The following is a 20,338-nucleotide window of genomic DNA, read 5'->3' on the forward strand; positions in this document are numbered from 1 at the left end:
GAGGGGGGGAGGACAGCGTGTCGTTGATTGCCTATGAACAGGAGTGCGCGGAATTGCGCGCGCGGGTCGCCGAGCTCGAAGCTCGTCTGGCCCTACCGGCGCCGGCCGAGATGAATGGACACCACCACGAGGCGAGCCCTTTCGACCAGGACGGCGAAACACGCCTCCTCCGCGCGGCGATTCAAAGCCTCGCGGACGGCGTGGTGATTTGCGACCGCGATGGGCGCCTCATCCATTTCAATGCCGCCGCGACCGCGATCTTCGGGGAACGGTCGAGCGAGGCGGCCCCCGGGGAGTGGTCGTCGCGATATGGCCTTTATCAGCCGGACGGCATGACCCTCGTCCCGGCGCACGAAATGCCCCTCGTCCGGGCCTTGCAGGGCGACAGCGCCGACGCCATCGAGCTCTTCGTGCGGAGCGAGCGGCTGCCGGGGGGCAGGTTCGTCGAATGCGTGGCGCGCGGAATCCGCGACGCCGACGGGGACATCTGCGGCGCCGTGGTCGTCTGCCGTGACCTCGGGGAGAGAAGGCGCTACGAGGCCGAGCGCGAGCAAAGGCTCCGCGCCGAGGAGGAGCGGCTCGCCGCCGAGAAGGAAATGCTTCGCATGGCGCGGATCCTCCAGAGCCTCCTCGATCACCTCGACGTCGTCGTATGGGCGACCGACGAGACAGGAGCATTCACGTTTCATGACGGCCAGGGCTGCGCGTCGGCCGGGTTCGAACGGGGCACGCTCCTCGGAAAAAACATCTTCGACATTTCCCCGGGCGATCACCTCGTGCAGCGCGCCCTCCTGGGCAGCGCGGCGCACGATCGTTCGCACATGAACGGCGCCGTCTGGGACAACTGGGTCATTCCGTTCGGCGAGGACGACAAAAAGGCCTCGGGTGTCCTCGGCCTGAGCCTGAACGTCACCGAGGCACACCAGGCCAAGGTGGAGCTCGAAGCGAAGCTCGCCCTCATTCAACGGCAGCAGGAGGTCATCTTCAACCTGGAGACCCCGATCATCCAGGTATGGGACCATGTCCTCACGCTGCCGATGGTCGGCGTCGTCGACAGCAAGCGCGCAGCGCGGGTCACGGACGACCTCCTCGCCGAGGTCTCGCGCACGCAGGCGCGCTTCGCCATCCTCGATCTGACGGGCGTTGACATCGTCGACACGGCCACGGCCGGCCATATGCTCAATATCATCACCGCGGTCCGCCTCCTCGGGGCAGAAGGAATCATCACGGGGATTCGCCCGAACGTCGCGCAGACCATGGTCTCCCTCGGCCTCGACATCTCGCGCGTGCGCACGCTGGCGACCTTGCGCGACGGCCTCGCCTTCGCGATTCGAAAGCTCACCGAGGACGGCAGCGCCGCGCGTCGAGCCGCCTTGCTGCCCCGCCCGACACGCAGTGTCGAGTCGGGGTGACGTGCACCATCGAAACCCTATTTGCTCGCATACATCGGGCGGATGTGGTACGCGAGGTCATGGACTCATCGTTTCAGAACGATCCCGACATCGCCGCGCTCGAGCAAGCGGCGGCGAAGGAACGCCGGAAGAAACTCCTCATTGCAGGCGGCGTGATCTTGTGCGTCCCGCTCTACTGGGCCATGGGGTTTTCGAGCGTGCGTGGTTCCCTCGCGGAGGAGGGCTATACCGACCTCCACGTCTCGCCGTCGGGGCTCTTCGACTGGAGTTTCGAGGGGAAAAAAGGCGCCTCGACCTGCAAGGGCAGCGTGACCCGCATGCCCTTCTCCTCCTCGAAAAACACCTTCTGTTATTCGGTCGACGCCTCGGGGCGCGCGAGCGGCTCCCTCGACACGAGCTCGAACTGACCACGGGGACACGAGCCGATGATCGTCGCGACCTCCCGTTCGTCCCGTGAACCCCTGCGCCTCGTCGAGCTGCCTTCGCGCCCGCTCCGCGCGGACGAACTCCGCGTCCGCGTCCGCTCCATCGGCGTCAACCCCGTCGACTGGAAAATGCGCGAGGGCGGCCCGCTCGGCACGGCGCAGCGAATCATCGGCCCGTCCGGCCCGCTCGTCGTCGGCATTGATTTCGCCGGCGAGGTCGTCGAGGTCGGGAGCGGCGTCGAGACACCCAAGGTCGGCGACCGTATCGTCGGCGGCACCGATTTCTCGCGCAACCAGCGCGGCAGTTATGCCGACGAGGTTGTCGTGCGCGCCGATCAATGCGCCGAGCTGCCCGCGTCGGTCTCCTTCGATGAGGCCGCGAGCCTCCCCGTCGCCGGCGTGACGGCGTGGCGCTGGCTCGAGGAGGCCGGCATTTCGTCGCAGCCCGACGCGCGGGTCCTCGTGCTCGGCGGCTCGGGCGGCGTGGGGCTGTTTGCTTTGCAGCTCGCCCGCTCGTATGGCGCGACCGTGGCCGCCGTGTGCTCGGCGCGGAACGTGCCGCTCGTCACGCGGCTCGGCGCCACGGCCATCGACTACAATGCAGGCGACCCGCTCGAAGCCGCTGCCCGCCTCGGCCCCTTCGATCTCGTGCTCAATGCCATCGGCTCTGCGGTGTACCCCTCGTCCGCGTGCCGAAAGCTCTTGAACGCGACGGGGCTCCTCGGCCTCGTGGTCATCCGGCCCGCCGACTATCCTTCGCTCTTGTTCTCGCGCCGTACGAAGACGCTCCTCGGCAAACCCACGCGCGCGAGCCTCACGCCGCTCGTCGCGGCGCTCGCGAAGGGCGAGATCGAGGCCATCATCGAGGCGAAACTCCCGCTCGCGGAGGCCGAGGAGGCGCATGTCCGATCACGCGCCGGCAAGGTCGTCGGCAAGCTCCTGCTCGTCCCCTGAATCGATTTCAGGGTTCCGGTTCGTCCTGCGTCAACAATGCGCAGAGATGTGCGACATGCCAGACGTATTCCTCGCAGCGGGCCTGCTCGGCCCGAGCGCGGGCCGCCACGGGATCGGGCGAGGGGGTCCGCGGCGTCCACAGGGATCGAAACCACGACGTGAAGCCGGCCGAGGTTTCCTCGGGAATCGACGTTGCCGCGTCCTCGGCCGCGCGGGTCGCGGCGAGGCGCGACACTTCCACGGCCGCGCGGCTCGCCGCGGCCTTCCGTCGTCGAGACAACCGGGCCGCGATGGCCCCCGAATCCATTTCTGATTTCGCGGCCCAGGCGCCCGGCCCTCGGGCCGCGGCCGCTTGCATGGCGGCATCGAGCTCGACGTCGGTCCAACTCTCTTCGGCCTTCCACGCGTGCTCGGCCTCGGCCTCGGCCTCGGCCATTTCGGCGGCCGCCTCCGCGACGAGCGCGGCTGCCTCGGCCGCGGCCGCCGGCGCGCGGGCCTCCCATGCCTCGACGACCCGGCGCGCCTCTGCGCCGACGCCCGCGAGGACCCGCGCCGGGGACAGATTGCGCGCCAGCATGGCGTCGGCCATGGCGATGCTGCCGAAGGGCCCGCCGGGGGAAGGTTTGTCCTCGTTCGGCGTCGGCTTCCTGGGCCATTGTCCCTCGATCCATTGCCGCGTCCGCCGGACCGCCTCCACGCTCGACACCTCGGGCTCGCGCCGCGCTTCCCGCTCCTTCTCCAGGGCTCGGTCGGCACAATCGCAGGCGAAACACAGGAGCACGGAGGCAGGAATGCTCCCCGCGCCGATCGCCTGCGTGAGGCGCTCGTCCGCCGGGATCGAGCCATCGGCGAGCACGGTGAGCAGATCGAGTACGGCTTGGGGATTCAAGGGATCAGTTGCAATGATCCGGCGGCAGCGGATGGGGAGCGCTGCCCGGGGCGAACGGATACCACACGACGGCGACCGTGTTCACGTGGCCTTGGCCGCACATGAGGGTCACGTCGAGGAACAGGTCCTTCTCGTAATGCTTGCAGGTCGTATAACCGCCCACGACATCGGTGAAATCGAGCGCGTCGGCGGCCTCCTCGCAGGTTTTTCCCCAGATGGCCAGCGGCCCGTCTGCGTACCGTTTCACCCAGTCCGCCGCGGCCAGATGGACGTCGATCATCAATCCCCCCGAGGGCATGACCGACACCGTGGGCCCGTCCTTGTACCGGATCTTGTCCTTCGTCCGTTCCCCCTTGCCCCAGGCCGCCTCGATGTCGTCGAGCGTGGCCCCCGCGCGCACGCCTGCAATGGACAGAAAATCCCGGAACCCGAAGACCTTCGGCTTGGCCGCGGGGGGCGGAGGCGGCGGCGAGGGCTCGGCCGTTGGGTTTTCCTGCACAGCCGTCGCTGTCGCAGGCGGTTGGGAAGCGACTGGCGGCGACGGTGGCGCGCTCGCGCAGCCCGAGGCAGCGAACATCAGAACGACGGGGATGGATGTTATCGAGGGCTTCACGCGTCCTCCTGCCACGAAGCGGTGGCGCAGTGTTTCACGAGCCCGCTCGTCCCTGCAAGACCCACGGGGGCCCCCGCGGTTCCGTCAGCGCGCGCCCGACCACGGAAAAACGCCCGCCTCATCGAGCGCGAGCAAGAATTCCCCGACCATCCGGCCCTGCTCCGCCACCCCGCGGGGGCTCGCGATGGCCCCGAGGGTCCTCTTCGCGCGCGCGCCAAACGCTTGATCCCCCGTGATCCGGCCGAGCCCCGCGAGGAACCGCGCGGCGAGCGTATTGCTCGCGAACGGACGCTCGCGCCGCGCGAACACCCCCACGGCGGAAGGATCGTTCGTGTGCGCGAAATACGCCCCCGTCGTGGTGTCGAGGAGCGTCTTCTCCATGGCGTCCGCGATCCGCAGCGCCGCCTCGCGGTACGCCGCGTTTTGCGTGACCTCGAAGAGCCGCACGAGCGCCCGGCCCAACCCGGCGGCGTCCGCGAGGTAATGCACGGGCGACCGCGCCTTTGCGTCATGCTCGACCGCGCCGTCGGTCCCCACGTGGCTCGCCGTCACGAGGGCCGCGGCCCGCTCCGCCCGTGCGAGCACGTCCTTGTCGCCCGACGCCTCGAACAGCATGCACAGCGCCGCGATGGCGAGCCCATTCTCGTAGGCATACACGTGGTCGTCGACGCGCGGAACCCCGAGCTTGCGCCGCCCTGCGTCGTCGAGGCGATAATACACGTCCCCGTCGATGAACGGTTTTCCCGGTTCGTGCGCGCCCACGTCCGCGTCCTGGCTCACGAGGAACGCGCCTTCGGCGTTCGACAGGAAGGTCGACAGGTACCGCGCGATCCCGCGGGCGTCCTCCAGCAACTCCTTGCGGCCGGTGGCCTTGTGCGCGGCGGCGTAGGCTTCGAGGTTCGCCGCCTGGTACGGCATCAACTTCTCATAATGGGGCTCGGCCCACGTCGAGCCCGCGGAATACTGGTAGATGCCGCCCCAGACCGGGTCGAGGATCGCGCGCTGCTTCTCCAGGGTAAACACGGCGCGCCTGCGCGCGAGGTCGTCCCCGTGCGCCGTGCGCCGGAGCTCGAAGAGCACGTTCGCGCCGAGCGGGGACTTTTGAAAGTCGCCCCAGCTCCCCTCTTCCCGGTCGAAATAACGATCCATGTCGATCGAGACGCGCGCGGCGATCCACGGCATGGCCTCGGGCGAGGGCACGATTCGCGCTGGATCCGGAGCTTTGCCGCTGCCCTCCGCGTCTGCCTGGGCAATCGCTTCGAGGATGGGCAAGAGTTCGTCCGCGGGTAGGTATCCGCGGTATTTGCCGATCTCCTCGGCGTCGGGCGAGAGCAGGATCGTCGCCGGCCAGCCCCAGTCGACATACCGTTCGCCGATGTCCGGGCGCTCGTCGATGTCGACCCGAATGGCGACGAACTTCTCGTTCAGGAGACGGCCCACGCGTTCGTCGTGGTACGTCGTCTCGTCCATCACGTGGCACCAATGGCACCACGAGGCCGCGCCGTCGAGGAGGATGAATTTCCGCTCGGCGCGGGCGCGCGCGAAGGTCTCCGGCGAAAACGAATGCCACGTGAAGAGCTGCTTCTTTTCCTTGGCCCGCGCGAGCGCGAGGTTCACCGCGTCCGGCGTCCCTGCGCGCACGAGCCCGCGCGGGGCGACCTGGGGTGCCTGGGGCGCCGCGCTACAGCCGAGGACGAGCACGAGGGCGGGAAGCAAAAGACGTCGCATCACGCCCCACGTACGCGCGGCCCCGCGTGGCGGATCCGCCGGGGCCTTCACGGATCGCCCGTGGGCTGAATGGCCGTCGTCTCGACCATGAGCATGACGGTCCTCCCCGGGGCCCGCGGCCGATGCATCACGCCCTTCGTGATCGTCACGCCCTGCTGCGGCCCGAGCTCGATCGTCCGATCTTCCAGGTCGATGAGGAGCTTGCCTTCGAGGACGAAAAAAAACTCGTCATCGTCGTCGTGCTTGTGCCAGTGGAAATCGCCCTCGATCACCCCGAGCCGCACCACGCTGCCATTGACCTGCGTCAGCGTTCGGTTTTGCCACGTCTCCGTGCACGCGGCGACGACGGCGGGAACGTCGATGCGTTCGAGGTGCTGGAATTTCACGTCGAGGTCGATGTTGTACTTGGCTTGGTCCGTCATGCGAGGGCTTCCTCCTGGGGCGGGATGCTACTGTCGTTCGTCGGACACCGCTAGAGGTTCAGCATGTAGAGCGCGAGGGCCGCCGTGCGATCCGTTTTGCGTTCTTCGAGGTACGCCGTGACCTCCGGGACGAGCCCGACGAGCTTCCCGTACTCGCCGAGCGCGCGCATGCGTGCCCTCGATACCTCGCCGAAGTAGATGTGGGAGATCTTCTTCTGATCCGCCGGGTCGATCGGCTGCATGTAGCCGCGTAAAATCGCGCGCGCCGTATCCATCGACGCGCCCGGCGCGCCGGAGGCGTGGAACGTGATCACACGCTCGAACGAGGGCTGGAAGTACGTCCACACCTCCGCCGTCGCAGCGTCGAGCGGGATGGGCGCGAGGGCCTTTTCTTCGAGCCAGGCGCGCACCCCGGCGTGCCGCTCGATCCATTCCGGGTGCGCGAGCAGCTCGCCCGCTGCGGCCATCCACAAGGGCTGCTCGTTGGCAGGGTAGGCGATGGCCGGGCCATGTTCGTCGCGGCTCCGATCCCGCGGGCCGACTTGCGCGGGCTTCGCTGTGAGGAGCTTTTCGAGGAGCGCGACCCGTCGCGCCTCGTCCACCCCGTGGAGGCCGAGCGCGACCCGCATGCGGCAAACGGTCTCGGTATCGAGGCGAATCCGCTCCCCCTCGAAGATGGGCGCGATGAAGGCGTCGAAGCGCCGCGACGCCTCGGCCGCCGGCATCCAGTGGCCCAGCTCTTTGAGCACGTAGCAGCGCGGCGCGTTGAAGCGCAGCGTTTCGAGCTCCTTGTCGAGCTCGCGCACGCGGGCGAGCGCGGCGGCCTCCGGGACCTTGCCGCCCGCGGGCTCGACGGAGCGCGCCTCCGCATGGGCATCGAATTGTTCTCGTCGCGGACGCGGCAGATCCGCCGCGCTGGTCGATTTCTGGGGGGTGTCGAGATCAAAAAGCGCCGCGCGCGCCGCCTCCGCGAGATCACGCGTCGCGCCCGGAATGCCTCGCGTCAGCGGCACCTCGCCTTTCGCCGCGAGGATCCCGTTCACGAGCGCCCGCGCCTCCCGCTCCAGGCCAAACCGCACGCCGAAGGCGCCCAGATCGTTGATTTGCAGGATCACGAGCTCCAGCGAGTCCGCCTCCGCCGGCCCTTCGAGCCTCCGCTTCACTTCGGGGAGCAGGCCGCGGAGGATCACCGGCCCCTCGTCGCCCACCGCGCGCTCGGGATGTCCCCATAACATCTGCGAATAGACGGCGGAGGCCGCTCCATGCAAGAGGAGCTGCTCGCGCGCGTCCTTGCTCGTACGCACCCGATCGAGCAGGAGCCGCCGGCCCTCCGGGACGTTGTCGACGACCCAATAGGCGGGAATGCTGGCGAGCGCGAGATATCGAACGAAGGATTTCGGCGGGCGCGGCCCGGGTTCGTCCGGGCCGAGCTGATACTCGGTGATGCTTGCTTTGTCCCGCTTGGCGAGCGCCATGAGGATCTCGGCGTCGTGCACGGTGCGGATGCGCGCGACGAGCGAACGCGAAAACACGAGGGGTTGTTCGTCGAACGTCGCCGCGCTCTCCGCCTCGAGCTCCTCGGCGCAGGGCGGCGCGAGGAGGAGGTCGCTGACGTCGGGGAAAAGCGTGGGAATCGTCTCGCGGATGTGGGCCTGCATGAGCAGCGGCGCGCGCGCGGCTCGGTCCCGCTCGCGCCGCATCAGGGCGAACATCTCGTCGGGGACGGGACGCCCGACCGCAGGGACCGAGCCGCTGAGGCACGGCGGAGCGCTCCTCCACTGCGTGGGCGCGCAGGCCGAGAGCGCGAGGGCGACGGCGAAGGAGAGGGCGGCGCGGCGCTTCATCGGGGGCAGCATACTTCGACAGACCCGCTCCGTCCCGGGTACTTTCGTCCCTCCCGGCTCGTGCACGATCGCGACACGCGCGTCACGCTCTGCGCATGGAACGTTTCTCCCTCCTGCTCGCCGGCGTCGTCGGCTTCGTCGGGGTCGCGCTCGGCGCGTTCGGGGCGCACGGGCTCAAGAAATGGGTCACGCAGTTCCCGGACGCCGAGCAGCGCCTCACCTGGTGGCAAACCGGATCCCAATATCACCTCCTCCACGCCCTCGCGATAGGCCTCACGGCCTTGCACCCCACACCCACGAAGGAAGGCAGCGCCCTCGCGCCCTGGTTCTTCCTCGGCGGTATCATTCTTTTCTCAGGCAGCCTTTACGTCATGACGCTGACCGGCCGCCGCGTGCTCGGCGCCGTCACGCCCCTCGGCGGCCTCCTGCTCCTCGCCGGCTGGCTCGCCATTGCGTTGAATGCTCTTTTTGCGACGGCATGACTCCTGCTAGACGCGGGGTCGCCGGGCGCGGATGGGCGCCCCCGAAGGAGCTAGAATGATCTTCGCTTTGACCTCCACGTCTCGTCGCTCGTCTCCCGCTGCCCGCCGGCGTGCCACGCTGCGCCACGGGCGCTCCCCGCTCGCCAGGGAGAAAGCGCGCCTCGTCGCCCATTTCCGCGCGGTCCTCGCCGAGCTCCGCGCGCGCGACACGAGCCACCTGTCCCCCGACCAACGCGCGGCGCGCGCGGGCCTGATCGCCGAGCTTCAGCGGTACGCTCGCACCGGGCGTTTCCCGCGGAACCTCGATTTCCCCGGGATCCGCATGCCCTATTTCGTCGACGCCTTCGGGACGCGTTGCGCGATGGCGCACCTCATCGAGGCGACCGGCGAGACCGAGCTCGTCGCGCGCGTGGCCCGCGCGGCGAACAACGCGTTCATCCGCGAGATCGAAGGGGACATCGCGCTCCGCGCGTGGCTCGATCGGGCCGGGCTCACGGCGGCCGAGGCGGCCCGGATCCAGCCGTCGTATTGCTTCGTCAGCAAGGCCGATGCCTGCTTCTGCCAGAACAATGGTGTTGATGTCGTCGCTGTGGCCGAGGCGACCGTGACGGCGGTCCAAGCGGGGGGCATGGCCACCGCGAAGGTCGACGTCCTTCATGGTGCTGCCCTCACCTCCCCGATGGTGGGTGACACGATCGACGTCTACAACGCAGGTTCCACGGTCGGTGCTCCGGTGCTCGTCGGAATCACCGAAAACAACTCCTCGGTCGGGGCGGTGCAGCTCGACGCGACGGGATCCGTCAAGCTCTCCTGCGGGCTCGACGTGCCCAAGATATCGAAGCAGGACGCGATCAACGCAATGCTCGCGACGACCAGCGGCGGCGAGAATTCTGCCTGCTCGGATTATCTCGAAAAGAAGGACGCCGTCTGGGGCGAGTCGCAGTGCGGATCGGACGAGGGCGGTGACGAGATCGAGGGCGCCTGCTCGCTCACGACCGGCGGCGGGGGCGTCTCCCCGCTGCTCCTCGGCTCGCTCGTGCTCGCCGCCGCGACGTTCGCGCGGCGGAGGCGCGTGGCCCGGAAGCGGAAGGCGTCCGCGATTCGCTAGCACACGCGCCGCCGCGTGAAGGAGCCTCCGGGGCGTCCGGTCTGGACAGGCCCCGGGGGCTTCTGTATATCCGCTTCGAGGAACGGATGAAGCGGCACGCACCCACGAGCGCCGCCGGAGAGGGCAAGGCGCGGAAACTCGTGAAGGTCGGTCCGAACGGGAAAGCCCGCGTCGCGCCGATGCCCGAGCGCGCCCCCGTGGGGATGGCGCGGCCTCGCGCGCCCGCTGAGCGCCATTCTCTCCCCACGCTCGCCTCCCGGCGGAGCGGGGCGGTCCGCGGCGTGGGCGCTTGTCATACCTGCGCGGTGCTCGGGGAGGTTCGCCTGTACGAAGCGGTCGACGTGGGCAAGGTGCTGCTCTGCGGCCCTTGCGCGGACAAGGCGCGCGCCGAGACGTTCGGCCGCGCCGAGCCGCTCGACCACGCCATCATGGTCGGCGGGTTCGAGACGAACCGAAGGCGGCACTGATCACGTCGTCGTCGCTCCCTGGAGGATATCCATCGCCTCCCGGAGCATGCCCTGGGGGACGGAATGGCCCCCATCGAATTCGCGGTACGTCACGGTGTAGCCCGCGGATTCGAGGGTGGGGACGAGGGTCCGGCTGCATCGAATGGGCAGGACGGGGTCCTTCACGCCGTGGCTGATGAAGACCTCGGGCGTCCCCACCTGCGTGAGCGGCCGCATGAATCCGGGGGAAAACGCGAAGACGAACCGGAAGAGGTCGCCGTTCGTGAGGCCGAGGGAGAGGGCATACGAGGCTCCATCGGAGAACCCCTCGATCGCGATCCGCGTCGGGTCGACGGCGAGGCAATGAAAGGCGGCGGTGAGCGCGCGATCGATGCGGGCGACGTCGGGGCCGTAGCCGCCGCGCAAGAGGTCCCAGGTCGAGCCCATCGAATCGGGCGCGACGAGGATGACGCCGTCGCGCTCCGCCTCCGGGCGAATGGGGTCGATGCGATGACGGGCCTCGCCGCCCGCGCCGTGCAGGCAGAGCATCAGCGGAGCCGGGCGGGCGGGATCGTAGCTCGACGGGAGGAAGAGGATCCCGTCGCGTTTGTCGCCGAGGCCGAGCGGCCTGTCGCCGCGCTGGGCCTCGTCGCGGGGGCCGGGCGTGGGGCGGGCTTGCAATCGGCCGAGGTCACGCGGATCGAGCTTCCGTGCAGCGCGCGTCATGGGGATCTCCCCGAAGGCATGTGGTGCATGCGCCGCGACCCGCAAGAGGCACGGCCGCTCCGCCCGAGCACGCGTGGCGGGCGCGTAGACGGCCGTTATCCGTGTGTGGAGGACGTCCGCCCCCGCCCGAGCTTTGCGACTTCGGTCGATTCGAGGCGTTCTCGATCCGTCCGCCGCACGCGCACCGGGGTGGCGCAGCCCCTGCGCCACGCGTGGTCCCCACTACGCGCCGCCAAACTTTCGTTTGTCGCCGGAGCGATGTTGTGGCATCGTAACATCATGCCCAGACGCACCATACCTTCTCCCGCCGCAGCCAAGGTCGGCGCGCGCATCCGCGCGCTGCGCCTCGAACGCGGTCTGTCCCTTCAGCACGTTGCCGATGTCGGTCAACTGTCGAAGGGGCACCTCTCCAGCATCGAGCACGGGCTCGCGGCGATCACGATCGAGACGCTCGTGCGCATCGCGCAAGGGCTGGACGTATTGCCGATGGATCTGCTCACGTTCCCGGAGGACGACGAGCGCGGTCGCATCGCCGACATCATCCGCACCAAGATCGGAAAGAAAGAGCTGCCCAAGCTCCGGCGGGAGCTCTCGGCGCGCGGCGCGGGCAAGGCCTGAAGCCGCCCCGGGGGGGGGGGCTGCTCCGTTCTCCTCGACGCTCCTCGCGCCCGCTCTCCGTGCTAACGTCCTCCGCATGCAGGACGCTCTCGACGCGCTCACGGACGATGTGCGGTCCACGCACCCCGAACAGATCTTGATCGTCACCGGCGCGGGCGTCAGCCACGCCAGCGGAATTCCCACGTTCCGCGGAAACGATCCCGACGCCATCTGGAAGCGCGACGTCACCGAGCTCGGCACCCGCGCGTTTTTCAGCGAGAATCCCGCGGGCTCGTGGCAATGGTATCTGTCGCGATTCGACAAGGTCTCCGGCGCGAAGCCAAACCCCGGGCACCACGCCATCGCGGCGCTCGAGCGATTCCAGACAGAGAGGGGCGGCGACTTCCTCCTCGTCACGCAGAACGTCGACACCCTGCATGAGCAGGCCGGATCGAAGCGCATGGTCAAGGTCCACGGCACGAGCGATCGGTATCGGTGCTCCCGGAGCGGCTGCGAGCTCGGCGCGCTCGAGGGATCGATCGCCGCGAGCGAGGTCGACCTCACGGCGTTCCGGGCAAACCCCGTGGAGGCGAATGTGCCGCGTTGCCCTTCGTGTGGCGCGTTTCTACGGATGCACGTCCTCTGGTTCGACGAGGTGTATGCCGGGCACGACGACTACCAGTGGAGTCGCGTGCTCGACGCCGCGAAGGTGCAGGCGCGGCTCGTGATCTTCGCGGGCACGTCCTTTTCGGTCGGCGTGACCGAGCTCGTGACGCAATCCGCGCGCGCGCGGCGCGTGCCCGTCTTCAACATCGATCCCACGCCGCGCATCAGCAAGCCGGGTATCATGCCCATCGCCGCCAGCGCGGAGGTGGCGCTCGTCGAGGTGTGCAAGCGGCTCGGCGTGGCCGAGGGCGCGGCATGGGCGTGACGACACCGCAACTCTCTTGCCTCCGCGCGACGAAGCTCGTACATGGGCGCCACCTTGGGTGCGCTCCGCGGTAGCCTCACGTTCTCGCGCTTCTACGTCACCGGTGACATTCCCGACGATGTTCCCGGAACGACCTTGAAGCGCATCCGTGCCAACGCTTTCCAGCCCCTCTCGCCCGACGACGAGAAGAACGAGGGCGCGGGCTGGGCCAGCATCGAGGACCCCTTCGACACGGACCTCGATCACGAAAAGGTCTTCTACAACGAGTACGTTTGTCTGGGCTTGCGCCTCGATCGGTGGGCCATCCCTGGGCCGCTGCTCAAGGCCCACCTGCGCGAGGCCGAGCAGGCGCTGCTCGCCAAGAGGGGGCTCGAGCGCCTCGGCCGGCAGGCGAAGGCCGATTTGAAGACGATGGTCGTGCGCAAGCTGCGGCGCCAGCTCGTGCCCTCGCTCAAGAGCTACGACGTCGTGTGGAACCTGCGGACGAACATCCTCCACCTGTACAGCCAATCCGAGCGTATCGCGGCCCTGCTCGACGACCTCTTCAAGCGCACGTTCAAGGTCGACCTCGTGCCCGAGAGTCCGGGTACCGCCGCCGATCGGCTGGGCCTCGACGCCAAGGAGGCGCGGGCCTTCGCAGGTCTCGAGCCGACGTTCCTTTCCCGCGTGGAAGAGGAGGCGCGCTGATGGAGCTCTTGGATCTCATCGAGGGGCGCCGCTTCATGGGGCGTGAATTCGTGGTCTGGCTCTGGTTCGAGAGCGAGATGCAGGAGACGAACCTGCACCCCACGGGCGCCGATCCGGTCTCGATGTGGCTGGAGGCGCAGATCACGCTCGTCCTGGAGAAAGAAGAGAGCCGGCTCAAGGGCGCGATTCCGGCCTCGTCGCCGGAGGCGAAGGAGGCGCTGCGGCAGGGCAAGCTCCCGAAGGAGGCGAAGATGCGCCTCGTGCGTGGGGAGCGCGAGTATGCCTGGACGCTCAAGGCCGATTCGCTCGGCCTCTCGGGCCTCAAGTTGCCGACGCAGCTCAAGAAGAACGACGAGAAACACGAGGTCTTTTACGAGCGCATGATGCTGCTCGAAGACCTCGAGACCTCGCTTTGGGCGCTCTACGCGGACTTCGTGCGCCTGCGCCTCGCGGACCCGTGGGACGACGAGATCGTACCGCTCATGAAGAGCTGGGCGTACGGCGAGAAGCCGGACGCGGGCGCGTACCTCGCCACGAAACGCGCGGTGCTCGGCGAGAAGCGGAAACGCAAGCGGTAACCAGCCCTCGGTTCCTGCTCCTTGACAGGGAATGGCATAGACCGTTAGGACTCAAACGAGTCGTTACGGTTCTTGCTTTTTCTGGAGGAGATCATGAATCATCGTGGATGGAGGAGCCCGTGGATTGCGCTCGTGCTGGCGGGGGTGGCTGCCGTGGTCGCGGCGTCCGGATGCTCGGATGACCCGCCGTCGTCGAATACGGGTGGTGCTGGCGGCACCGGCGCGGGCGGGAATGGCGGCGCGGGCGGCGGCGGCGCGGGCGGCGGCGGGATGGGCGGCACCGGCGGGATGGGCGGCGGGGGCGGGGACTTCCCGGAGCGCATGTCGGCGCGCATGTTCCTGTCCGGGCACAGCCTCACGGACAATCCATTGCCGGACCACGTCCTGACCATCGCGCAGAGCCTCGGCAAGGACTTCAATTTCAACGAGCAGATCGGCATCGGCTCGCCCATCCGCGTGAGGACCAAAGGCGGGAGCTTCGACGCGCCGGGCTGGCCCGGCTACAGCACGGGGAAGAACCGCGAAGGCAGCGACATGAACGTGATCGAAGAGCTCCTCTCCCCGAAGACGCTCGGGCCCGGCGAGCTCTACGATACGCTCGTGATCACGGAGCGACACGACATCCTGGGCACGATCTGGTGGGAGGACACGTTCGGCTTCCTGCGCCATTTCCACGACCGATTGATCGACGGCAACCCGGCCGGGCGTACGCTGTTTTACCATAGCTGGCTCGATGTCGACAAGAATGCCCCGACGACGTGGATCAACCACGAGAAGAACGCGCTTTACGCGTGGGAATGCGTGGCGACGAAGGTGAACCTCTCGCTCGCGGGCCATGCGGGGGGGAGGGTCGAGGTGCTCCCCGCGGGCGCGGCGCTCGTTGATCTCGTGGAGCGGAGCCTGAACGACGAAGTGCAAGGCATCACGGGCACGACGCCGCAGAAGCTCGACAGGATCTTCAGCGACAACGTGCACATGACGCCGCTCGGCGCTTATTACCTGGCGCTCGTCACGTACGCGTCGATCTTCCGCGCCTCGCCGGTCGGCGCGGCCGTCCCCGCGGGCATCGACGCCGCGCCTGTGGCCGACATGCAGAGGATCGCCTGGGACTTCGTGCGCAACTATTACAGCCAGCCGACGCCGGGCGAGCACACGATGGAGGAATGCCGGACGCATATCTCGCAGAACGTCTGCGCCTCGTTCTGGACCTTGACGAACCAGCCCAACAACATCGCCTCCTGCCAGTCCGATTTCGCGAACGCGAACGCGGCGCAGAACCCCTTCCGCTGGCCGGATCCGCAGATGAAGTTGTGGCCGGATCCGTAGTCGTCCCGGGGATGCTGTCCCCCACCGCGCGTTTTTCACGCAGGCCCATCTTGACATCGGGACGATATCCCTGGTAGGGGGCGCCACCCTCGGTTCCACCGGGTCTGATCATTCCCCTTCGAGAGGATTCATGCGCCTGCGAAACTCCCTGGTTCTCGTGCTCGCTCTCACCACGGCCGGCTACGGATGCAGCAAGTCCGATGGGGCTGCCGATTCGACGAAATCGGGAGGCGACTCCGCGAAGGGGGCGCTCTCGTCGAAGGGCGCGGAGGAGCGCCTGAAGAAGGCTGGCTGGACGATTGAATCGAGTGAAGACCAGCACGAGAACTGGTCCTCGCTTTACATCGACGTCAAGAAGGGCAAGGACGACGACCAGCGTTCGGCCACCATCTGGATCGACGCATTCGCGGAGACGGTCGAAGGCGCGCCGAAGCCCGAGCTCACGATGGGCAAGGGCGCGCTGATCCGGTTCGGCTGGGAGCCCACCCTGGACAAGAAGCCCGCGCCGGCGCTCGCGCCCTTCGTGAAGGACGTCGCGGCGATCTCCACCCCGGAAAAGGCCACGGACAACCTGTTCTCCGATACCAAGTTCGGTGATGCCGTGAAGAAATGGGACCTCGCCGAGATGGGCGACCGCTCCGGTGGCAGGCTCTCGCCGAGCGGCGTCGTGTACAACCACCGTTTTCTCGCGGGGGACGCCGGCGTGCTCGCGATCGAGACCGTCTACTACGAGAAGGCGATCGCGGAGGGGACTGCGCGGCTCGTGGGGACGACGCTCGTCGCCGTGAAGGCGGACGACGATGCCACGAAGAAGGAGCTGTACGACATCCTCGGCGGGAGCTGAGGGCGCCCGCTCCGTTCAGGAAAACCCACGCAAAGGCAGGTCCGGCCGCTGGAGCCAGTTGTCCGCGGCGTACTTCGCGCCCGCCTCGACGACGTGCACCGTATACGCGTGCCGTGACCGCGCCGAGCGGTTCTCCTCGCTTCGATGGGGCAAGAGCCCGTGCAGCACGACCAGCGTGCCTGCCGGGACTTCGAGGGGGAAGGCGCCGTCCTCGACGAGGGGGACCGGATCCAGCACCTCGAATCGCGTGTTCCCACGCGCATCCCGCAAAAAACGTTTCTTGAGCCCCTGCCGGTGCCCGCCGGGCACCACCCACAAGCAGCCATTCTCGATCGTCGCGTCCTCCAGCGCGAACCACAGGCCCGTGACGGTCATGGGCTCGGTATAGAGGAACGTCGCGTCCTGGTGGCAAACCACCTCGCCGCCGATGTGCGGCTGCTTGAAGATGTACATCGATTGCATGAGGACCGGGCGGGCGAGCCCGAGCTCGGCCGTCAGCGCCGCGAGGGCAGGCGTGCGCGAGAATCGATCGAAGACCGGATCGAGATCGTGCATCGCGTGGGCGATCTTGTTGAGCGCGCGCTCCTTGGGCACGCGCAGGCGCCCGTCCGGGCCGAGCGCGCCCTCCTCGTAGAAAAATCGGACCTTGTCGCCCGATGCGAGGAAATAGTCGTCGGAGGTGCGCGTCTGCTCGTGGGTGCTGAAGATCGAGCGGTGCGCCTCCGGGTCGAAGGCGTCGACGAGCTCCTCGGCGCGGCGCTTCAGCGCGAGGCACGACGCGGCCGAGACGAATCCGGGCAAGACGAGGAAACCGTCGCGCTCGAAGGCGTCGCGACGCTCGGACGGGGCGATGGGCCGGGGCATGGCTCGATTCTCGTAGCCCTCCCGGACCCGGCTGTCCACGGCTCCGCGGGGAAGCCCGCGCAGGCCGAGCCGTCGCGCGCGGCGGGTGTTGCGCCGGGGGGACGCTCGCCTTACGCTCCGCCCATGCATCCGCACCCCTGGCGAATCGTGCGCGCGCTCCGCGTGCTCCTCGCCTGCCTCATGCTGATGCTACCGGCGGCGCCGGCGCGCTCCGCGCAGGTCGTTCCGGACACGGTGGTGCTCATCGCGTACGCGGGGGCGGCGGCACAATACGCCGCGGCGGCGCGCGAGGTCGCGCAAAACGCCGAGGCGCCAGAGGTCGAGGTCGAGGTCGAGGCCCGGCCCGCGCAGGCAGCCCCGTTCGTCCGGGCGACGACTGCGCGCCCGGCGGATTCGAGCGCCTCGTTCGTCCCCGCGGATCGCTGGCTCCTCCATTGCGCGCTCCTTTGCTGAATTCGACGGCCATTCCCGCGGCCTTCGATTCCACAGCAAGGAGAAAGCGATGTCGCCTTTGGTGCAAAGCCCTCGGAGAAGGGCCTGGCGGCGCTTCGTCCGTCGCCTGCTTCATTCGTTTCGCTCGATGGGCCGGATTGCCCTCGTGCTCGGCTCGGCCATGTTCCCCGGGATGCCGCCCCCGCCTCCGCCGCCACCTCCGCCGATCGAGGAGCAGGCGTCCGGCGGGAAAAAACTGTCCGAGCTTTAGATCGCGCGGCGGCATAACGAGGGGCCCGTCCACGCGGCCGTCGTTCTGTGCTACTTCACGCCGCATGCTGCTCACCCGCGCCGAGTCCACCTCCTTCCGCGAGACCTCCCTCCACGCCGACGTGATGCGTTTCGTGCGCGCGCTCGAAGCACGGAACGACCCGCGCCTGCACGTCACGACCTTTGGCACCTCGCCCGGCGGGCGCGATTTGCCGCTCCTGATCCTCTCGAAGGACCACGTGCGCACCCCCGAGGAGGCCCGGCGCAAAGAGCGCCCCGTCGTGCTCATGCTCGACGGCATTCACCCCGGCGAGGTCGAGGGCAAGGAGGCGAGCCTCGCGCTCGTCCGCGACCTGCTCGACGGCCGCCATCCCGATTGGCTCGACACGATCACGCTGCTCGTCGCCCCGCTCTTCAATCCGGACGGCAACGACGCGCTCGACCCCGTCAATCGACGGCTCGATTTGAAGAAGCTCAGCGGCCAGGTCGGCCCCGTGGTCGGGACGCGCACGCAGAGCCAGGGCATCAACCTGAACCGCGATTACATGCGCCAGGCCGCGCCCGAGATGCGGGCCTTGCAGGACAACGTCTGCCTTCCGTGGGCGCCCGACCTCACGATCGACAACCACGCGACGAACGGCTCGGTGCATCGCTTCCACATGACCGTCGACGTGCCGCACACCGTCGCGTCCGGGCGGCGCGAGCCGATCGATTTCATGCGCGAGCGCCTCGTACCGGAGGTCATCGCCGCCGTGCGCGCCCGCGGGTTCGAGAGCGGATGGTATGGCAATTTCGTCGAGGACGAGCGCGTGCTCGACGCGGGCGGTGAGGTCGACGCGGGGACGGACGTGGGCCTCGGTTGGATGACGTATCCGCACCATCCGCGCTTCGGCTCGAATTACCGCGGCCTCACGAACCGGCTCGATTTGCTCCTCGAATGTTATAGCTACCTGCCGTTCGAGGAGCGCGTCCGCACCGCGACCGCGTGGCAGATCGAGACGCTCTCCTGGGCCGCGAAGCACGCGGACGACATTCGCCAGGTCGTCGCGTCGAGCGCCGCGCCGCCGGATCGGGTCGCCGTGCGTTATCGCCTCGATCGCATGGAGGCGCCCGTGGAGGTCCTCACGCGCTCGCCCCGCACCTTGGAAGGCGCGCCCGTCGCGGTGCAGATCCCTTATTTGGGGCGTTTCGAGGGCACCGTCGTCGTCGATCGGCCCCGCGCCTACCTCGTCCCGCCCGCCGTGGCCGAGCACCTGCGCCGCCACGGATTGCGCGTCGGGGCGGCCGAGGGCGCGTACGATGTCGAGGTCGCGCGCGTGACGTCGCTCGGGACGGAGGGAGGGCGCGGGATCCTGGAAGCGGCGGCCGTCGGCGAGGTGGCCGTGGAATGGCGGAAGGACCGCCGGACCGCGCCCGCGGGATGGTCACGCGTCGATACGGACCAGCCGCTCGGCGCGATCGCGGTGTACCTCTGCGAGCCGGAGAGCGACGACGGCGCCGTCGAAAACGGGCTCTTGCCGGTGCCCGCCGTCGGCGACGAGCACCCGGTGCTGCGCGTCCGCTAAAACGGATTCTGCTGCGGTTCGTTCCGACGGCGCGGCGCCGCCGGGCCCGCCGAGGCCGAGGCGGAGGCGGGCGGCGGCGCCGCCGCGAGCGCCGTGATCCGGCTCTGCGCCTGCCGCTGCAGGTCCGCGACCATACCGCCGGGGCCGCTCGCCGGGAGCCCGAGGAGCTTTTGATAAAAGGCGAGGGCCTGCTCCTTTTGCCCGAGGTCCTCGCTTGCGACGCCGGCCCCGAGGAGCGCGGGCGCCGAGGCCACGTCGTCCGCGAGCACGCCGCGAAAGACGTCGAGCGCGGCCGCCGCCTTCTTCTGCCGCACGAGCGCGAAGCCGAGCGCATTTCGTGTCTCCGGATCCGGGCGTTTCAACGCCGCGGCCCGGAGCGCGCGCTCCGCTTCTTCGAGCCTGCCCGCGCCGAGCAAGGCCTGGCCGAGCGAAGCCACGGCCTCGGCGCTCTTCGGGTCGAGCTCCGCCGCGCGCTGAAAATGCGGGATCGCCTCGCCGCTCTTCTGCTGCGTGGCCCGCGCGCGCCCGAGGGCCAAGCGCGCGTCGAAGCTGTCCGTGATCCGGAGCGCCGCTTCCAGGTGCTCGGCCGCGCCCGCGATGTTGCCCTCGGCGAGCTCGATCTGGCCGAGCCCCACGAGCGCCCCGGCGTTTTCCGGCTTCACTTTCAGCGCGAGCTGGAATTCGGACTTTGCGCGCGCCGCGTCCTCCTTGCGGCTCATGAACACGAGCCCGAGCGCGGTATGCGCGAGCGTCGAGCTCGGGTCGATCGCGAGGGCCTCGGCGAACTTCATTTTCGCCCCCTCGGCGTCGCCCTGCCGGGAAAGGATGTTGCCGAGCGCGGTCAGATACACGGGCGCGCGTGGTTTGTCGGTCTCGAGGAGCAGCTCGGCCTCGTACCGAGCGTCGTCGATGGCCTCGGGCGCGATGCGCGCGGCGCTCTCCGCGATGAGGTGGACCCGCGCGCGCATGAGGGCGCGTTGCACGTCCGGGTCCGTGGGCGCGAGCTCGCGGGCGTGGCCGTACGCCGCGAGCGCCTGCGGGTAACGGCCCGCTGCGAGGGCGACGTCGCCCTGCGCGAGGTGCTCCCGCGCGAGCTCGGGGGTGCGCTTGCAGGCCCAGAACATCGCGACGCAGAGGAGGAGCGAAGGCAGCCGCAGGGCGCGGGCGAGGGGCCTCGGGATCATCGGGGCCGTTC

General features: G+C 68.8%; 23 protein-coding genes. 15 read left to right on the forward strand and 8 right to left on the reverse strand.

What is annotated here, in order from left to right; all coding sequences use genetic code 11:
• The first annotated feature begins 17 nt into the window (after nucleotides 1–17).
• The 3 genes from E8A74_RS19475 to E8A74_RS19485 are packed head-to-tail and all read left to right on the forward strand — an operon-like array spanning nucleotide 18 to nucleotide 2,791.
• On the forward strand, nucleotides 18–1,412 hold the full coding sequence (locus tag E8A74_RS19475) for a PAS domain-containing protein (RefSeq protein WP_136930538.1): 1,395 nt from the start codon (nucleotides 18–20) through the stop codon (nucleotides 1,410–1,412).
• A gap of 59 nt (nucleotides 1,413–1,471) precedes the next feature.
• Nucleotides 1,472–1,819, forward strand: coding sequence for a hypothetical protein (locus tag E8A74_RS19480; protein WP_136930539.1), 348 nt, complete (start codon nucleotides 1,472–1,474; stop codon nucleotides 1,817–1,819).
• A gap of 18 nt (nucleotides 1,820–1,837) precedes the next feature.
• On the forward strand, nucleotides 1,838–2,791 hold the full coding sequence (locus tag E8A74_RS19485) for an NAD(P)-dependent alcohol dehydrogenase (protein WP_136930540.1): 954 nt from the start codon (nucleotides 1,838–1,840) through the stop codon (nucleotides 2,789–2,791).
• Nucleotides 2,792–2,798: 7 nt separating this feature from the next.
• Here E8A74_RS19485 and E8A74_RS19490 read toward each other — a convergent pair whose 3' ends face one another.
• The 5 genes from E8A74_RS19490 to E8A74_RS19510 form a co-directional block, all read right to left on the reverse strand.
• The gene (locus tag E8A74_RS19490) at nucleotides 2,799–3,680 is read right to left on the reverse strand and encodes a hypothetical protein (protein WP_136930541.1); all 882 of its coding nucleotides are present in this window, start codon (nucleotides 3,678–3,680) and stop codon (nucleotides 2,799–2,801) included.
• A gap of 4 nt (nucleotides 3,681–3,684) precedes the next feature.
• A complete protein-coding gene (locus E8A74_RS19495) occupies nucleotides 3,685–4,179 on the reverse strand; it encodes a hypothetical protein (protein WP_136930542.1) in 495 nt (164 codons plus the stop codon).
• Between the two features lie 198 nt (nucleotides 4,180–4,377).
• Entirely contained in the window at nucleotides 4,378–6,021 is a 1,644-nt protein-coding gene (locus E8A74_RS19500) for a DUF255 domain-containing protein (protein ID WP_136930543.1), read from the reverse strand.
• A 47-nt stretch (nucleotides 6,022–6,068) separates the two neighbouring features.
• On the reverse strand, nucleotides 6,069–6,443 hold the full coding sequence (locus E8A74_RS19505; RefSeq protein WP_136930544.1) for a cupin domain-containing protein: 375 nt from the start codon (nucleotides 6,441–6,443) through the stop codon (nucleotides 6,069–6,071).
• Nucleotides 6,444–6,493: 50 nt separating this feature from the next.
• On the reverse strand, nucleotides 6,494–8,287 hold the full coding sequence (locus E8A74_RS19510) for a hypothetical protein (RefSeq protein ID WP_136930545.1): 1,794 nt from the start codon (nucleotides 8,285–8,287) through the stop codon (nucleotides 6,494–6,496).
• A gap of 95 nt (nucleotides 8,288–8,382) precedes the next feature.
• Between E8A74_RS19510 and E8A74_RS19515 the strand changes: the two genes are divergently transcribed.
• The 3 genes from E8A74_RS19515 to E8A74_RS19525 all read left to right on the forward strand — a co-directional run bounded on the left by E8A74_RS19515 (nucleotide 8,383) and on the right by E8A74_RS19525 (nucleotide 10,344).
• Nucleotides 8,383–8,769: a DUF423 domain-containing protein gene (locus E8A74_RS19515; RefSeq protein WP_136930546.1), complete on the forward strand. Its 387-nt coding sequence runs from the start codon at nucleotides 8,383–8,385 to the stop codon at nucleotides 8,767–8,769.
• A 55-nt stretch (nucleotides 8,770–8,824) separates the two neighbouring features.
• Nucleotides 8,825–9,877, forward strand: coding sequence for a hypothetical protein (locus tag E8A74_RS19520; protein WP_136930547.1), 1,053 nt, complete (start codon nucleotides 8,825–8,827; stop codon nucleotides 9,875–9,877).
• 86 nt (nucleotides 9,878–9,963) lie between these two features.
• Complete coding sequence (locus tag E8A74_RS19525) at nucleotides 9,964–10,344, forward strand: hypothetical protein (RefSeq protein WP_136930548.1); 381 nt, start codon at nucleotides 9,964–9,966, stop codon at nucleotides 10,342–10,344.
• On the opposite strand, the gene E8A74_RS19530 is transcribed toward E8A74_RS19525, so the two are convergent.
• On the reverse strand, nucleotides 10,345–11,049 hold the full coding sequence (locus E8A74_RS19530) for an alpha/beta hydrolase (protein WP_136930549.1): 705 nt from the start codon (nucleotides 11,047–11,049) through the stop codon (nucleotides 10,345–10,347). It abuts the gene before it with no gap.
• 279 nt (nucleotides 11,050–11,328) lie between these two features.
• Here E8A74_RS19530 and E8A74_RS52435 point away from each other — a divergent pair, with 279 nt between their 5' ends.
• The 6 genes from E8A74_RS52435 to E8A74_RS19565 all read left to right on the forward strand — a co-directional run bounded on the left by E8A74_RS52435 (nucleotide 11,329) and on the right by E8A74_RS19565 (nucleotide 16,012).
• Nucleotides 11,329–11,667, forward strand: a complete 339-nt coding sequence (locus E8A74_RS52435; protein ID WP_170229226.1) for a helix-turn-helix domain-containing protein — start codon at nucleotides 11,329–11,331, stop codon at nucleotides 11,665–11,667.
• 76 nt (nucleotides 11,668–11,743) lie between these two features.
• Nucleotides 11,744–12,577 (forward strand): SIR2 family NAD-dependent protein deacylase, encoded by an 834-nt coding sequence (locus E8A74_RS19540; RefSeq protein ID WP_170229227.1) that lies wholly within the window; start codon nucleotides 11,744–11,746, stop codon nucleotides 12,575–12,577.
• Nucleotides 12,578–12,619: 42 nt separating this feature from the next.
• Complete coding sequence (locus tag E8A74_RS19545; protein WP_232379653.1) at nucleotides 12,620–13,264, forward strand: hypothetical protein; 645 nt, start codon at nucleotides 12,620–12,622, stop codon at nucleotides 13,262–13,264.
• Entirely contained in the window at nucleotides 13,264–13,842 is a 579-nt protein-coding gene (locus E8A74_RS19550) for a hypothetical protein (protein ID WP_136930552.1), read from the forward strand. The genes E8A74_RS19545 and E8A74_RS19550 overlap by 1 nt, the downstream gene beginning before the upstream one ends.
• A 93-nt stretch (nucleotides 13,843–13,935) precedes the next feature.
• Nucleotides 13,936–15,168, forward strand: a complete 1,233-nt coding sequence (locus E8A74_RS19560) for a hypothetical protein (RefSeq protein WP_232379654.1) — start codon at nucleotides 13,936–13,938, stop codon at nucleotides 15,166–15,168.
• A 130-nt stretch (nucleotides 15,169–15,298) separates the two neighbouring features.
• Entirely contained in the window at nucleotides 15,299–16,012 is a 714-nt protein-coding gene (locus tag E8A74_RS19565; RefSeq protein WP_136930554.1) for a hypothetical protein, read from the forward strand.
• Nucleotides 16,013–16,027: 15 nt separating this feature from the next.
• Here E8A74_RS19565 and E8A74_RS19570 read toward each other — a convergent pair whose 3' ends face one another.
• Nucleotides 16,028–16,876 (reverse strand): phytanoyl-CoA dioxygenase family protein, encoded by an 849-nt coding sequence (locus E8A74_RS19570; RefSeq protein WP_136930555.1) that lies wholly within the window; start codon nucleotides 16,874–16,876, stop codon nucleotides 16,028–16,030.
• Nucleotides 16,877–16,999: 123 nt separating this feature from the next.
• Between E8A74_RS19570 and E8A74_RS19575 the strand changes: the two genes are divergently transcribed.
• From E8A74_RS19575 to E8A74_RS19580, 3 genes are all read left to right on the forward strand, one after another.
• Entirely contained in the window at nucleotides 17,000–17,329 is a 330-nt protein-coding gene (locus tag E8A74_RS19575) for a hypothetical protein (protein WP_136930556.1), read from the forward strand.
• A 127-nt stretch (nucleotides 17,330–17,456) separates the two neighbouring features.
• The gene (locus E8A74_RS55535; RefSeq protein WP_269749880.1) at nucleotides 17,457–17,579 is read left to right on the forward strand and encodes a hypothetical protein; all 123 of its coding nucleotides are present in this window, start codon (nucleotides 17,457–17,459) and stop codon (nucleotides 17,577–17,579) included.
• A gap of 64 nt (nucleotides 17,580–17,643) precedes the next feature.
• Entirely contained in the window at nucleotides 17,644–19,143 is a 1,500-nt protein-coding gene (locus E8A74_RS19580) for a M14 family metallopeptidase (RefSeq protein ID WP_232379655.1), read from the forward strand.
• Here E8A74_RS19580 and E8A74_RS19585 read toward each other — a convergent pair.
• A complete protein-coding gene (locus tag E8A74_RS19585; protein WP_136930557.1) occupies nucleotides 19,140–20,327 on the reverse strand; it encodes a tetratricopeptide repeat protein in 1,188 nt (395 codons plus the stop codon). The two genes, E8A74_RS19580 and E8A74_RS19585, sit on opposite strands and share 4 nt — an antisense overlap.
• Nucleotides 20,328–20,338: the final 11 nt, after the last annotated feature.

It is taken from the genome of Polyangium fumosum, assembly GCF_005144585.1.
Taxonomy (GTDB): Bacteria; Myxococcota_A; Polyangia; order Polyangiales; family Polyangiaceae; genus Polyangium; species Polyangium fumosum.

Coding starts and splice junctions, on each gene's coding strand:
- E8A74_RS19520 (WP_136930547.1), top strand. CDS start 8,825: ATGATCTTCGCTTTGACCTCCACGTCTCGTCGCTCGTCTCCCGCTGCC.
- E8A74_RS19500 (WP_136930543.1), bottom strand. CDS start 6,021: ATGCGACGTCTTTTGCTTCCCGCCCTCGTGCTCGTCCTCGGCTGTAGC.
- E8A74_RS19585 (WP_136930557.1), bottom strand. CDS start 20,327: ATGATCCCGAGGCCCCTCGCCCGCGCCCTGCGGCTGCCTTCGCTCCTC.
- E8A74_RS19510 (WP_136930545.1), bottom strand. CDS start 8,287: ATGAAGCGCCGCGCCGCCCTCTCCTTCGCCGTCGCCCTCGCGCTCTCG.
- E8A74_RS19485 (WP_136930540.1), top strand. CDS start 1,838: ATGATCGTCGCGACCTCCCGTTCGTCCCGTGAACCCCTGCGCCTCGTC.
- E8A74_RS19530 (WP_136930549.1), bottom strand. CDS start 11,049: ATGACGCGCGCTGCACGGAAGCTCGATCCGCGTGACCTCGGCCGATTG.
- E8A74_RS52435 (WP_170229226.1), top strand. CDS start 11,329: ATGCCCAGACGCACCATACCTTCTCCCGCCGCAGCCAAGGTCGGCGCG.
- E8A74_RS19540 (WP_170229227.1), top strand. CDS start 11,744: ATGCAGGACGCTCTCGACGCGCTCACGGACGATGTGCGGTCCACGCAC.
- E8A74_RS19565 (WP_136930554.1), top strand. CDS start 15,299: ATGCGCCTGCGAAACTCCCTGGTTCTCGTGCTCGCTCTCACCACGGCC.
- E8A74_RS19560 (WP_232379654.1), top strand. CDS start 13,936: ATGAATCATCGTGGATGGAGGAGCCCGTGGATTGCGCTCGTGCTGGCG.
- E8A74_RS19545 (WP_232379653.1), top strand. CDS start 12,620: ATGGGCGCCACCTTGGGTGCGCTCCGCGGTAGCCTCACGTTCTCGCGC.
- E8A74_RS19480 (WP_136930539.1), top strand. CDS start 1,472: ATGGACTCATCGTTTCAGAACGATCCCGACATCGCCGCGCTCGAGCAA.
- E8A74_RS19505 (WP_136930544.1), bottom strand. CDS start 6,443: ATGACGGACCAAGCCAAGTACAACATCGACCTCGACGTGAAATTCCAG.
- E8A74_RS19515 (WP_136930546.1), top strand. CDS start 8,383: ATGGAACGTTTCTCCCTCCTGCTCGCCGGCGTCGTCGGCTTCGTCGGG.
- E8A74_RS19570 (WP_136930555.1), bottom strand. CDS start 16,876: ATGCCCCGGCCCATCGCCCCGTCCGAGCGTCGCGACGCCTTCGAGCGC.
- E8A74_RS19550 (WP_136930552.1), top strand. CDS start 13,264: ATGGAGCTCTTGGATCTCATCGAGGGGCGCCGCTTCATGGGGCGTGAA.
- E8A74_RS55535 (WP_269749880.1), top strand. CDS start 17,457: ATGGGCCGGATTGCCCTCGTGCTCGGCTCGGCCATGTTCCCCGGGATG.
- E8A74_RS19580 (WP_232379655.1), top strand. CDS start 17,644: ATGCTGCTCACCCGCGCCGAGTCCACCTCCTTCCGCGAGACCTCCCTC.
- E8A74_RS19525 (WP_136930548.1), top strand. CDS start 9,964: ATGAAGCGGCACGCACCCACGAGCGCCGCCGGAGAGGGCAAGGCGCGG.
- E8A74_RS19575 (WP_136930556.1), top strand. CDS start 17,000: ATGCATCCGCACCCCTGGCGAATCGTGCGCGCGCTCCGCGTGCTCCTC.